The following is a 12,842-nucleotide window of genomic DNA, read 5'->3' as shown; positions in this document are numbered from 1 at the left end:
CGCCGAAATTACTTGCCTATTCTTGGCTCGCTGCCATCGCGAATACGTTCGATGTTTTTTTGATGCCGAACGAGGATCAGCGCTGCCAATGCGACTGTTACGATGCTGGCCTCAGGCATCCCAAGAAGCGTCATCCAGACCGGAGTCAAAACGGCGGCCACCAGAGCTGAGAGAGAGGAAATCCGACTGATCGCGGCGGTTACGAGCCAAGTCAGGCAGGCGGCGATGCCCGCGGGCCAGAAGAGGGCTAGGAGTGTGCCGAGGAATGTGGCCACGCCCTTGCCGCCTTTGAAGCCCAGGAAAACCGGGAAGCAATGGCCCAGAAACGCCATGAACCCGGCGATCTGCGCCGCGTCATCTGCGAAAAGCGCGCGGGCAAGCAGAACGGCTATGCCACCTTTGCCAGCGTCTAAGATCAGCGTCAGAAAGGCCGCCAGCTTATTGCCGGTTCGCAGCACATTGGTCGCGCCGATATTGCCCGATCCGATTTGCCGGATATCACCCAGGCCAAAAAGCCGCGCGATCACCAGGCCAAACGGCACTGAGCCAAGCAGATAGGCCGCAATCGCGACCAGAGCGAGCGTCGCGCCAGCGGTTTCAATCGCCGGGATCATGCCGCGCCTCGGTCATAAACCACATCTCCGCCGACAAAGGTTTGCTCGACCCGGCCTTGCATGCGTTGCCCGTCGAAGGGGGTGTTCTTGGATTTCGACCTGAGCGTGAAGCGGTCCAAGACAAACGGGGCATCGGGGTCAAACAAAACCAGATCGGCGGGCGCGGCTTCGGCTAGACGGCCACCCGGAAGCCCCAACCGGCGAGCCGGGTTCAAGGACATGGCGCGGAACAGCTCCGGAAGTGTCAGTTGTTCCGCATGATAGAGACGAAGCGCGGCGGGCAGGAGCGTCTCCAAGCCCACGGCCCCCGAGGCGGCGGCTTCGTAAGGCAGGCGTTTGCTTTCTTCATCTTGCGGTGTGTGCATGGAGCAAATCACGTCGATGAGGCCGTCGCGCACGGCCTCAACCATCGCCATCCGATCTTCCTCTGATCGAAGCGGCGGTTTGACCTTAAAGAAGGTTCGATAATCAGCCACATCCAGCTCGTTCAAGGTCAGATGATGGATCGAAACGCCTGCGGTGACATCAAGGCCTGCGGCTTTCGCGCGGGTGAGTGCGGGCAGAGCGGCGGTCGTGCTGATCTGATCGGCGTGATAGCGTGCGCCGGTCATCTCGACCAAGGCGAGGTCCCGTTCCAGCCCGATCCGCTCCGCCATGGGCGAGACGGCGGGCAGGCCGCGGAGTGAGGCGAATTTGCCGGAAGTCACTGCCGCGCCCGCACTCAGGCCCGGGTCCTGCGGATGCGCCACGATCAGCGCCCCAAGAGACCGGGCATAGGTCATGCATCGGCTCAGAACTTTGATGTCGGTCGTGACCCGGTCGCCATCGGTAAAGGCAACAGCGCCCGCATCGAGCAGAAAGCCAAGCTCCGTCATCTCGCGACCGTCGCGGGCTTTGGTCAGCGCCGCCATCGGGCGGAAACGCACCGGTGCCGCCTCTTGCCCACGCCTGCGGACGAAATCGAGCACTTCGGGCGTATCGATTGGCGTCGTGGTGTCGGGGCGGGTTACGATTGTCGTCACCCCGCCGGCTGCGGCCGCTGCGCCTGCGGTTCGGAAGCTCTCCTTGTGCCGTTCCCCGGGTTCACCCACCTTCACACCCAGATCGATGATCCCGGGTGCCAAGCAAAGGCCGCCGCAATCGGTGCCGCCAGAGCGGTCGCCCTCGCCGATCTCCGCGATCGCGCCATCTTCGATCCGCAGCCAGCCGAGGGTGTCTGATCCGCTCTCTGGATCGATCAACCGCGCATTGTGTAAAAGCGCGTTGGTCATGGGGTCGTCTCCGGCTCTGCGCCGCGTGCGGCGTCGATCTGGGCAATCACGGCGGCGGTGTCGGCTTGATATTTGAGCAAATGCTTGTCGCCGCCGCTGGTGACGATCTGCACCGCGCCGAACAGGCTGCGCGCCCGGGTGATTTGATCAAGCGGAATCGACCGGGTGCCGGGGCCGAGCAGGCGGTGATTGGTCAAATCCCATCGGGCGGCCACCTCGTCGCTGGCCAGATAGAAGGCCCGCACGGCAATCGCGGCCAGGCCGCCGACGGCACCTGTCCAGATATGGGCATTCCCAAGGGCGGCCAGAACGCCCATGCCAAGCGCCATGGCAACCGCCGCCATCCAAGCATGGGCACGCCAGTAGGTGGTTTTGTCTCCGCTGAAGCTGGTGATGACCTCCTCACCAGGGTTCAGTTCGGAGGTTGGTGCCATCGGTGTATGTGTTTGCATCGCGTTGCTCATCTCAACCACCAGATCAAAAGCACCAGAACAAACACGAGGATTAGGCCGATCCCGACCGGTGGGATGCGAAAACCGGCTCCATTTGGCGCGGGGGTCGGCTCAGCTGAGCGTGTCGGCGCAACATCGGCAGGCGGCAAATCTGCGGAATGATCTGGTTCTGCCATCGAGAGGGATGCGATCAAAGTCGCCTCTGCGCCGGGTGATGGCGGTGCATCGACGGCCGAGGAGGGCACCAGCAAAACGGACCCTTCCAGCACGTCGAGGCGCTTGACGGCCTCTTCTAGGGCGGCCTCGTCCACATCAAAGGCGGCCATCACGTAGGCGCTCAGCGATAGCCCGGCCAAGTCGGCCACGGGGAACAGCTCTACCTGATCGGTTTGGAGGGTGCTCACACCCAACCATGCCGCCAAATCCGGGAGGTCCGGCGTTTCGCCTTGTTGCCGGGTCAGATGCGTGTGCCGAATCTCGAGCGGCAGGTTCAGGGCCAGAACATGCAGTACCGCGCTCACACCATCACCCCTTGTGGTTCGCGGGCGGCGCGGAGGTTCTGCGCCAGCAAATCCATGGCCGCCATGCGCACGGCCACGCCCATCTCCACCTGTTCCTGAATGACCGAGCGGTTGATGTCATCGGCCAGGGTGCCGTCGATCTCCACACCCCGATTCATCGGGCCCGGATGCATGACAATCGCATCGTCTTTCGCCGCCGAAAGCTTCTCCGCGTCGAGCCCAAAGCGATGATAGTATTCGCGCTCCGACGGGATAAACGCGCCATCCATCCGCTCTTTTTGCAGCCGGAGCATCATCACGACGTCGCAACCTTCAAGCCCCGCATCCATATCGTCATAGACCTCGACACCCCAATCGGCGACGCCAGAGGGTATCAGCGTCGGCGGGCCGATCAACCGGATGCGGTTCTCCAACTTGCCAAGCAGCAGGATGTTTGAGCGGGCGACGCGCGAATGCGCGATGTCACCACAGATCGCGATGTTGAGGCGGTGCAGCCGCCCCTTGGCCCGGCGGATCGTTAGGGCATCGAGCAGCGCCTGCGTCGGATGCTCATGCCGCCCATCCCCGGCGTTCAGAACCGCGCAATTCACCTTATCGGCCAGCAGGTTCACCGCGCCGGAATGTGGATGACGCACGACCAACAAATCCGGATGCATTGCGTTCAGCGTCAGCGCCGTGTCGATTAGCGTCTCGCCCTTTTTCAGGGAGCTGGCAGCCATCGCCATGTTCATCACATCGGCACCAAGCCGTTTGCCCGCGATCTCAAAACTCGCCTGGGTGCGGGTCGAGGCCTCGAAGAACATGTTGATCTGGGTCAGCCCGGTCAGCGCGTCGCCATGCTTCTGCGTGCCGCGCTCCATTTCAGCATAGCGGTCGGCGAGATCGAGGATCGTGGTGATCTCCTCCGGATGCAGAGGTTCGATCCCAAGCAGATGGTTTTGGCGGAACGTCATCGACCCCTCGCTCTGACTGCGCCGCTTATAGGCAGGCGCGCCGCCCCCGGCAAGCGTCTGAGCCGTCGCATTTGTCGGATCACTGGCCATGCGTCGAATGACGGCATTTCGGGCCACCCAATAGCCATTTACCTCGGTCGCGAGCGGGCCTAGCTTGGCACCATGGATCAGGCTCTGGATTTTCATTCGGCAAAGGCGCTCTTGGAGTGGCAAGTGGAGCTGGGCGCGGATGAAGCGATCGGAGATCTGCCGCTCAACCGCTTTGAGCTTGCCGAAGCCGCGCCGAAGCCATCTGCCAAACCCGCACCGACGCCAGCCGCTGCCGCGACACCTGTCGCGGTGGAGGCCGATGTTGTGGCCGAGGCACGCCAGATGGCGGGTGCCGCGGACGATTTGGATGCGTTGAAAGCAGCGATGGCCGCCTATCCGCATTGCGAGTTGCAACGCGGCGCGCGGAACCTTGTTTTCTCGGATGGCGTGCCCGGTGCGCGGGTCATGATCATCGGTGAAGCGCCCGGGCGCGATGAAGACATACAAGGCAAGCCCTTTGTTGGCCGGGCCGGGCAACTCCTCGACAAGATGTTCGATGCCATTGGGATGGGGCGCGACCGGGATGGCGACAACGCGCTTTACATCACCAATATCCTGCCTTGGCGTCCACCACAGAACCGCGATCCGAGTCCGGAAGAAATGGCGATGATGCTGCCATTTCGTGAAACGGCATGTGGAACTCGCCGCACCAGAGGTTTTGGTGCTGATGGGCAATATCTCCTGCCTCGGCATTCTGGGGCGCAAAGGTATCACACGGATGCGCGGGCACTGGACCGATGGGTTGGGCAAGCCGGTTCTGCCGATGTTCCACCCGGCCTATCTGCTGCGAAACCCGATCATGAAACGCGAGACCTGGGCGGATTTGCTGAGCCTCCAGGCGCGGCTGGGCGGCGGCGGATGATGCACCTGCTCATTGTTCTAAGTGGGCAGGCCGAGACATAGGCGCCCCAATCTTCCAGAAATAACCCCCGTTTTGAGGTCACCCATGTCCCGAATTGACGAAAGCAAAGAGTTTCTGCCGGTCCGCATCGCGGTTCTGACCGTGTCCGACACGCGCGGTTTGGCAGAAGACAAATCCGGCGATCTTTTGGTTCAGCGACTGACCGATGCGGGCCACAAGCTCGCCGCGCGTCAAATCCTGCGTGATGAGCGACACCAGATCGCGGATCAACTGCGTGCCTGGTGCGCGGACCCAGAGATTGATGTGATTATCTCCACTGGTGGAACCGGCCTGACGGGCCGCGATGTGACCGTGGAGGCCCATCGCGATGTCTATGAGAAAGAGATCGAAGCCTTCGGCACCGTGTTCACCATGGTCTCGATGCAGAAAATCGGCACCTCCGCCGTGCAATCTCGCGCGACGGGTGGTGTTGCCGATGGAACCTATCTGTTTGCCCTGCCCGGAAGCAGCGGGGCCTGCAAAGACGCGTGGGACGAGATTTTGCGCTGGCAGCTCGATTATCGGCACCGCCCCTGCAATTTCGTCGAAATTTTTCCACGTTTAGATGAACATAAGCGACGGAAGTAAACGGCGGCTGCGTGCAAGCCTGCAAAGACCCGTGACTTGGACGTGATCGCCTCAGATACTACCTTTGAGGCTCTTGGCACCGTGATAGGCACCTGAATGCGATTTTTCCGACGCTCCGTTGTGGGCCTGTTCCTGATTTCTCTGACCGTGGGCCTGCTCGCCTGGGCCGGAAACACGGTCTATTCCGCGCTGCAATCGCGTTGGGCGGAGGAGGGGCGCCCGGGGGCTGCGCGCGAGCGCGTGTTCACAGCGGAAGTGCGCACTTTGGAGCCGCAGACGGCGACGCCGGTTCTAACGGCTTTTGGCGAGGTGCGCAGCCGCCGCACCTTGGAGTTGCGCGCCCCGGCCCAGGGTCTGGTGGTTGAACTGGCTGATGGGTTTGAGGATGGCGGCGCGGTTGAGGCCGGGCAGCTCTTGCTCCGCATCGACCCTGCCGAGGCGCAATCGGCTCGCGACACTGCCGCCGCCGACATGCGTGAAGCCGAAGCAGAGCTGCGCGATGCGATCCGGGCGTTGGACCTGGCGCAGGAGGATGTGACGGCGGCACAAACCCAGGCCGATTTGCGTGCGCGCGCTTTGGTCCGGCAGCAAGACCTCGCAGAACGCGGAGTGGGCAGCGCCGCCGCGGTCGAGACGGCGGAACTGGCCGCCGCCACCGCGGATCAAGCCGTTTTGTCCCGCCGTCAGGCCCTTGCGCAGGCCGAGGCACGGGTGGATCAAGCCGGCACCGCGATTGACCGGCGGCGGATCAGCCTGACCGAAGCGGACCGGGTTTTGGCCGAAACCGAATTGCGCGCCGGGTTCTCCGGCGTTCTGGCAGAGGTCAATGTGGTCGCGGGCCGTTTGGTCAATCGCAACGAACAAATCGCGCGGTTGATTGATCCCGAAAGACTCGAAGTCGCGTTCCGGGTTTCGACGACGCAATATTCCCGCCTGTTGGACGATGACGGGCAACTGCCTCGGTTGCCCGTGACGGTTGTCCTAGACGTGTTTGGCCTTGATGTCACCGCACCGGCTGTCCTGACCCGCGAGAGCGGCGCGGTTGAAGAGGGGCAATCGGGCCGTCTGCTCTTTGCACAGCTGCAGGAAGTCCGTGGGTTTCGCACCGGCGATTTCGTGACCGTGCAGCTTGAGGAAGCGCCGTTGGACAATGTGGCCCTTCTGCCCGCGACTGCGGTGGATGGCGACAATCGCGTCTTGGTTCTGGGCGCGGATGACCGTTTGGAAGAGGCGCAGGTGACCTTGCTCCGGCGGCAAGGCGATGATGTGATCATCCGCGCGCCGCCGCTCCATGGTCGAGAGGTCGTTTTGGCCCGGACGCCAGTTCTGGGCGCGGGCATTCGGATCAACGCGCTGCGTCCGACCGAAGGTGGTGAGGTTGAAACAGCGCCGGAGACCGTCGCGCTTGATCCTGATCGCCGCGCCCGCTTAATCGCCTATGTCGAAAGCAACGCCTTCATTCCCGCGGATGTGAAAGAGCGGATGCTGCGGCAGCTGAACCAAGACGAGGTGCCGGCCCGCATGGTGGCGCGTATCGAAGCGCGGATGGGGAGCTAGCGCATGCGGCAGCTTCCGGCCAGCGCGGGCGGTGTCCTGTCTTACTTCACCCGACACCGGACGGCGGCAAACCCTGCTTGTCACTCTGATTGTGTTGGGGCTCTCCGCCTTCCCAAACATGCGGGCGCAGTTCTTTCCCGATGTCGTGGTCGATAACGTGACGGTCACGGTCACCTGGGACGGCGCAGGCGCCGAAGATGTGGACGAAGCGATCATTGCGGTGATGGAGCCGCGTTTGTTGGTCGTCGAAGGCGTCACCGAATCGAGCTCCACCGCGCGGGAGGGCAGCGCGACGATCCGGCTGGAGTTTGAACCCAGTTGGGATATGGGCCGCGCGGCGGATGATGTGCAGGCGGCTGTCGATACGATCTCCGATTTACCCGAGGATGCCGATGACCCGTCGGTCCGCCGTGGGGCCTGGCGCGACCGGGTGACCGATGTGGTGATCACCGGGCCGGTGGGCGTGGAGCAGATCGGGCGCTTCGCCGACGAATTTGTCGCGCGCCTCTTTGCCGAAGGCGTGACCCGCTCCACTATTCGCGGCGTGGCCGCGCCCGAGACAATTGTCGAAGTGCCGTCTGCGTCTTTGATCCGCCACGATATCTCGATGTCCGAGATTGCGGCCGCGATTGCCGCCGAGGCCGATACGGCCCCGGCTGGCGATGTGGATAGCGCCAATGCTCGCGTCCGTACCGGAACCGCCCGGCGCAGCGCCGAAGAAATCGCGGGGATCGTGCTCAGGACCAACGCCGATGGATCGACGCTGACAATCGGCGAGTTGGCGCAAGTCAGGACCGAAGGCGTGGACCGGGAACGCGCCTATTTCGTTGGAGAAGACCCGGCGATTTCTGTGCGCGTGGACCGGACCGATCAGGGCGACGCGATTGGCATTCAGGAAACCGTGCAAGCGGTGGCCGAAGAGATGCAGTTGACCCTGCCCGAAGGCGTGGCGATCGAGTTGATCCGCACCCGGGCGGAGTCGATCTCGGCGCGTCTGAACATCTTGCTCGACAATGGTTTGCTCGGCCTTGGCCTGGTTGTCCTCCTCCTCTTCCTGTTCCTCAATGCGCGCACGGCCTTCTGGGTGGCCGCCGGTATCCCGGTGGCGATGTTGGCCGCAATTGCGCTGATGTATGTGTCAGGTCTGACACTCAATATGATCTCGCTCTTTGCGCTGATCATCACGCTCGGGATCGTGGTGGATGACGCCATTGTCGTGGGCGAGCATGCGGATTTTCGGGCCCGAACCCTGGGGGAGCCGCCCGCCGTTGCCGCCGAAAATGCGGCTCGGCGGATGGCGGCGCCGGTTTTCTCTGCGACCCTGACAACGATCCTGGCTTTTGCCGGTCTGGTGGCCATTGGCGGGCGGTTTGGCGAGTTGATTGCCGATATTCCCTTCACGGTGATTGTGGTGCTCGCCGCCAGCCTCGTCGAATGCTTCTTGATCCTGCCCAATCACATGGCCCATGCGCTTGCGCATTCCGCGAAAGAGCATTGGTATGATTGGCCCTCACGACAGGTGAACAAGGGGTTTGAGTGGGTCCGCGACCGGTTGTTCCGCCCGGCGATGGGTTGGGTGATCAAGGCGCGTTATCCAGTTGTCGCGGCAGTGATCCTGGTGCTGGCAAGCCAGATCGCGGTGTTCATACGCGGCGATGTCACCTGGCGTTTCTTCAATGCGCCAGAACTGTCCAGCGTCTCCGGCAATTTCGCGATGTTGGATGGGGCCAGCCGCGACGACAGTTTCGCGATGATGCGCGAGATGCAGCGCGCTGCCGACACTGTAGCGGCGCGTTATGAGGAAGAATACGGCGCGAACCCGCTGCTTTACGTGTTGTCCGAGGTGGGCGGTACAACCGGGCGTGGCTTGGCGGCGGCGGATAACAAAGATGCGGATCTCTTGGGCTCCATTGCGATTGAACTGATCGATGCCGATCTTCGGCCCTATTCCTCCTTCCAGTTTGTTGCCGATTTGCAGGACGAAGTGCGGCAATTGCCGCTGACCGAGGCGGTTTCGTTTCGTGGCTGGCGAGGCGGGCCAGGCGGGGATGCGCTGGATGTGCAGCTTTTCGGGGCCGAAACCGATGTGCTGAAAGCCGCCGCTGAAGCGGTGAAAACGGCGCTGATCGGCTTCCCCGAGGTCTCGGCCCTGGAAGACAGCTTGGCGTATGACCGCGAAGAGCTCAGCCTCGAATTAACACCACAAGGCCAGGCGCTTGGCTTCGAGATTGGCGAGTTGGGCCGCGTGTTGCGCAATCGATTGGGGGGATTGAGGCGGCGACTTATCCTTCCGGCATTCGCACCGGTGCGATCCTGGTGGAACTGCCTGAGGGCGAACTGACGGCGGATTTCCTCGATCGAACGTTGCTCCGCGCCTCAAGCGGCGAATATGTGCCGCTGGCCGATATCGTCAGTGTCAGTGCACGAACCGGGTTTTCCACCATCAATCGCGAGAATGGGCTGCGGATTGTATCGGTCACCGGCGATCTGTCCGAAGATGACCCGGCCCAGGCCGAGGCGATCATGACCGAGCTGCGCGAGGTGATCCTGCCGCAAATCGAGGCGGATTTCGGCGTTGGCTGGCTTCTGTCCGGTCTCGCGGAACAAGAGCGGGATTTCCTGAATGATGCGATGCTTGGGTTCGCGCTTTGCCTGATCGGGATTTACTTGGTTCTGGCCTGGATCTTTGCGAGTTGGGCACGGCCCGTGGTTGTGATGGCGATCATTCCCTTTGGCCTGATCGGGACGATTTACGGACATAACGTCTGGGATGTTCCGATGAGCATGTTCACGGTTGTGGGCCTGATCGGGATGACCGGGATCATCATCAACGATTCCATCGTTTTGGTGACCACGGTGGATGAATATGCCGAAGAACGCGGCCTGATCCCGGCAATCATCGATGGCGCGACGGACCGGCTCCGGCCAGTGCTTCTCACGACGCTCACGACGGTTTTGGGCTTGGCGCCGCTTCTCTTCGAGGGCTCGCAACAGGCACAGTTCCTGAAGCCCACGGTGATCACGCTGGTTTATGGCCTTGGTTTTGGCCTGATCGTGGTCTTGCTGGTGGTCCCGGCGATCCTGGCGATGCAGCAAGACGTGGGCAAACGGATGCGGGCGTTCCGGCGTGTGGTGCGCGGCTCTGGCCGCATCCCGGTGGCGAGCGCGTCGCTTGTTGGACTCACTGTGGCGGTCGCGTTGCTCTTTGCGGGCACGTTGGGGGCGCTCATCATCACTGGCGAAGTGGCTGCACCATTGGCGGCTATGGTGCCACTTGGCGCCAACATGGCGATGGGCGCTTTGATCGTTTTCGTCTTGGGGACAGCGCTTCTGTGCCTTGTCGCCTGGCTGGCGGCCGTCCTGGTCCATATCATGGCCAGCCGACGGCAAGCCTGATCAGCCGGTACAGCCCTGTAGCTCAACGGCCATACGGGTGCCCAACACGGTGATCCGAAGATCGGACCGGTCCATTGCAAACGGTCCGGCATCCGGCGGCACCACATCGGCGACGGCTGTGACCAGATCGCCGTCACGATGCGACGAGGTTTCGGAAATCCAAATCCCGGGATCGGAGAGTTCGAAGACAACCGTCTCATCATTGCCAACGGACGGCACCCGCATCTGCGCCTCGACCCTCAGCCCGTCCGAGATCGGGGTGATTTGGCATGTGGCGCTGCCCGCGCCCGCTTCGGCACGGGTCAAGGGCCGATCCGCCAGAGCCGCGGCAATCGATGGATCACGGTTACCTTCCGGTGGCAGGAGCCCGTACAGATCCAATGTCACAGGCATACACACATCCAGACACACGCCCAGATCAAGCCGCCCATCAACCTCGACCGCGCCATCGTCGGACAGCGACAGTTCAACAGGCAGGATCACATCGTCGCGATAGCCAATGCTGCGCATGCCATTGGTGAAAAACACTTCCGGTCTGGGCCAGTGAATTTGCAACCCCTCGACACTGCTCGATGGATCGAGCCTGAGCCGAGGTGGGATGCCACCTTCGCCCGGCGCGCGCCAATAGGTTTTCCAACCGGGCGCCATGGTGATCTGAATCGCAGCCATATGACGCCCATCGTCGGTTCGCCACCCTTCCAGCAGACTCACCTGCACCACATCATCAGCGCTTCGCCCCTCAAACTGCGCCGACGCGGGCGTTGAGACGGCCAGCGGAACAGCGGCAAGGGCCGCTCCGGCCAAGGCGGAGAAGAAAGAGCGATTCATCATACGGTCTGACCTATGCAGTTGTGTCTGAAATGCAAAATCACGTTTAAGCGAATGATCGCTGCCCTGCGGCAAAACCGGGCTTGAACCGGGCGTCCTTCGGCCACATGCTGACCCCATGACCATGGAAACCGTGCCCAGTGACCTGACCGGCCAGTTGTTGATCGCCATGCCGGGGATGGGCGACCCCCGATTTCATGGCAGCGTTGTGTTTCTCTGCGCCCATTCCGAGAGCGGCACGATGGGGCTGATCGTCAACAAACAGATTACCGAGTTGAGTTTCGCCGAGATGTTGGCGCAGTTGGAGATCCCCAGTGCGGCGCCGCCGGATTTCCCGATTTGCTTTGGCGGCCCGGTTGAAACCGGGCGCGGATTTGTCCTGCACTCGGCGGAATATGCACCGCGCACCCGCGATGCGGCGGAGGATGGAACGCTCCGGGTCGATACACGGTTTTCGATGACGGCCACGCTGGATGTGTTGCGTGACATGGCCGAGGATAAAGGGCCGAAACAAGCTTTGTTAGCGCTTGGTTATGCGGGCTGGGGCCCTGGACAATTGGAAAGTGAGATCCAGCGTAACGGGTGGCTGACCTGTGACGCATCGCCGACGCTGGTTTTTGGTCAACGCATGGATGGGAAATGGGAGGCGGCCTTGGCGAGCCTCGGCGTCGACCCCCTGATGTTGTCATCGGAGGCCGGGCACGCCTAGGGCGCGGCAGCCCTGCGCAGCCGGTCGTTGATGGCGCGGCCGAGGCCGGTTTCCGGCACGGGGGCGACATGGATTACGGTTTTGCCTTCAGTTCGGGCCAGAGCGTCGGCCTCATGCAAGATGCGGAACAGCGCGGCGGCCGCCTCGACCAGATCACCGGACTGCGACAGGGCAAGATCGCCGCCCTCCGCTTCCAGTGAAGCCAACCCGGACGGCAGACATGTCATCAAGCGGTGCGTTCAACTGCATCGGAACGGATGGGGCGTAGTGGCGGCTCAACTGTCCCGGTGCTTCGATCCGCCCAGGGGTCGTGTCGGTGATCAGCGGCCCGGTCAGAGGTTCGATCGCTTCCCGAGGCAGGCCACCCTCGCGCAAGAGGCGGGTGTCGGCATCGCTTGGAGCCAAGATCGTGGATTCGAGGCCGACCGCGCAGGGCCCCGCATCCAAAACGGCAGCGACACGATCGCCCAACCCGTCAATCACATGCGTTGCTGTCGTCGGGCTGATCTGACCCGAAGGATTGGCGGAAGGTGCCGCAATCGGGCCGCCAAACGCTGTCAAAACGGCGCGGGCGGTTGGGTGGGCGGGCAAGCGGATCGCCACAGTGTCAAGCCCGGCGGTCACCAGGGGCGAGAGCCATGATCCGGTTTGAGCGGCAGTACGAGCGTCATCGGGCCGGGCCAGAACGCTTGCGCCAGATCTCGCGCGCTGTTCGACAGCTCGGCGATCTCTGCCACCGCATCCAACCCGGGCAGATGCACAATCAACGGGTTGAAGCGTGGCCGCCCTTTGGCCTCAAAAATCCGGGCGCAAGCCGTGTCATTGCGCGCGTCACCGGCCAGCCCATAAACTGTCTCCGTCGGGATCGCGACGAGCGCGCTTTGCGTCAGCAAAGCGGCGGCGCGGGCGATTCCCTCGCTATCTTCTAGAAGAATTTCGGGCTGGCTTTGCGGCATCTGTGA

The 12,842-nt window shown here is 62.5% G+C and carries 9 protein-coding genes and 3 pseudogenes; 5 read left to right on the top strand and 7 right to left on the bottom strand.

Features of this window, described 5'->3' with window-relative positions:
• Positions 1-8 precede the first annotated feature (8 nt).
• From plsY to QTA57_RS03490, 5 genes are read right to left on the bottom strand one after another with little or no spacing between them, the layout of a single operon-like run.
• Positions 9-614, bottom strand: coding sequence for a glycerol-3-phosphate 1-O-acyltransferase PlsY (plsY, locus tag QTA57_RS03510; protein ID WP_171557059.1), 606 nt, complete (start codon positions 612-614; stop codon positions 9-11).
• Positions 611-1,885: a dihydroorotase gene (gene pyrC / locus QTA57_RS03505; RefSeq protein WP_290153635.1), complete on the bottom strand. Its 1,275-nt coding sequence runs from the start codon at positions 1,883-1,885 to the stop codon at positions 611-613. Before pyrC ends, plsY begins: the two co-directional genes overlap by 4 nt.
• Complete coding sequence (locus QTA57_RS03500) at positions 1,882-2,319, bottom strand: hypothetical protein (protein ID WP_290153634.1); 438 nt, start codon at positions 2,317-2,319, stop codon at positions 1,882-1,884. The genes pyrC and QTA57_RS03500 overlap by 4 nt, the downstream gene beginning before the upstream one ends.
• A 26-nt stretch (positions 2,320-2,345) precedes the next feature.
• Positions 2,346-2,858 carry a hypothetical protein gene (locus QTA57_RS03495; protein ID WP_290153632.1) on the bottom strand — a complete coding sequence of 171 codons (513 nt, stop codon included), beginning with the start codon at positions 2,856-2,858 and terminating at the stop codon, positions 2,346-2,348.
• Positions 2,855-3,811 (bottom strand): aspartate carbamoyltransferase catalytic subunit, encoded by a 957-nt coding sequence (locus QTA57_RS03490; protein WP_290154762.1) that lies wholly within the window; start codon positions 3,809-3,811, stop codon positions 2,855-2,857. Before QTA57_RS03490 ends, QTA57_RS03495 begins: the two co-directional genes overlap by 4 nt.
• Before the next feature lie 162 nt (positions 3,812-3,973).
• Here QTA57_RS03490 and QTA57_RS03485 point away from each other — a divergent pair.
• From QTA57_RS03485 to QTA57_RS03470, 4 genes and pseudogenes are all read left to right on the top strand, one after another.
• A pseudogene (locus tag QTA57_RS03485) lies at positions 3,974-4,763 on the top strand (uracil-DNA glycosylase).
• 84 nt (positions 4,764-4,847) lie between these two features.
• Complete coding sequence (gene moaB / locus QTA57_RS03480) at positions 4,848-5,390, top strand: molybdenum cofactor biosynthesis protein B (protein WP_145212941.1); 543 nt, start codon at positions 4,848-4,850, stop codon at positions 5,388-5,390.
• Positions 5,391-5,486: 96 nt separating this feature from the next.
• Entirely contained in the window at positions 5,487-6,947 is a 1,461-nt protein-coding gene (locus QTA57_RS03475) for an efflux RND transporter periplasmic adaptor subunit (RefSeq protein ID WP_290153630.1), read from the top strand.
• A 3-nt stretch (positions 6,948-6,950) separates the two neighbouring features.
• Positions 6,951-10,343 (top strand): annotated as a pseudogene (locus QTA57_RS03470) (efflux RND transporter permease subunit).
• Here QTA57_RS03470 and QTA57_RS03465 read toward each other — a convergent pair.
• The gene (locus QTA57_RS03465; RefSeq protein WP_290153629.1) at positions 10,344-11,174 is read right to left on the bottom strand and encodes a protein-disulfide reductase DsbD domain-containing protein; all 831 of its coding nucleotides are present in this window, start codon (positions 11,172-11,174) and stop codon (positions 10,344-10,346) included.
• Between the two features lie 115 nt (positions 11,175-11,289).
• Here QTA57_RS03465 and QTA57_RS03460 point away from each other — a divergent pair, with 115 nt between their 5' ends.
• Entirely contained in the window at positions 11,290-11,880 is a 591-nt protein-coding gene (locus QTA57_RS03460) for a YqgE/AlgH family protein (RefSeq protein ID WP_290153628.1), read from the top strand.
• Here QTA57_RS03460 and QTA57_RS03455 read toward each other — a convergent pair.
• Positions 11,877-12,836: pseudogene (locus tag QTA57_RS03455) on the bottom strand (L-threonylcarbamoyladenylate synthase). The gene QTA57_RS03460 and the pseudogene QTA57_RS03455 overlap by 4 nt on opposite strands.
• Between the last annotated feature and the right edge of the window lie 6 nt (positions 12,837-12,842).

This window comes from Fontisubflavum oceani, assembly GCF_030407165.1.
Lineage (GTDB): Bacteria > Pseudomonadota > Alphaproteobacteria > Rhodobacterales > Rhodobacteraceae > Rhodophyticola > Rhodophyticola oceani.
Note: the sequence above shows the minus strand (reverse complement) of the source record. Positions and strands in the feature narration are given on the sequence as shown.

Excerpts from the sequence above, each read along its gene's own strand:
- plsY (WP_171557059.1), bottom strand. The coding sequence starts at position 614 with ATGATCCCGGCGATTGAAACCGCTGGCGCGACGCTCGCTCTGGTCGCG.
- pyrC (WP_290153635.1), bottom strand. The coding sequence starts at position 1,885 with ATGACCAACGCGCTTTTACACAATGCGCGGTTGATCGATCCAGAGAGC.
- QTA57_RS03500 (WP_290153634.1), bottom strand. The coding sequence starts at position 2,319 with ATGGCACCAACCTCCGAACTGAACCCTGGTGAGGAGGTCATCACCAGC.
- QTA57_RS03490 (WP_290154762.1), bottom strand. The coding sequence starts at position 3,811 with ATGACGTTCCGCCAAAACCATCTGCTTGGGATCGAACCTCTGCATCCG.
- moaB (WP_145212941.1), top strand. The coding sequence starts at position 4,848 with ATGTCCCGAATTGACGAAAGCAAAGAGTTTCTGCCGGTCCGCATCGCG.
- QTA57_RS03475 (WP_290153630.1), top strand. The coding sequence starts at position 5,487 with ATGCGATTTTTCCGACGCTCCGTTGTGGGCCTGTTCCTGATTTCTCTG.
- QTA57_RS03465 (WP_290153629.1), bottom strand. The coding sequence starts at position 11,174 with ATGATGAATCGCTCTTTCTTCTCCGCCTTGGCCGGAGCGGCCCTTGCC.
- QTA57_RS03460 (WP_290153628.1), top strand. The coding sequence starts at position 11,290 with ATGACCATGGAAACCGTGCCCAGTGACCTGACCGGCCAGTTGTTGATC.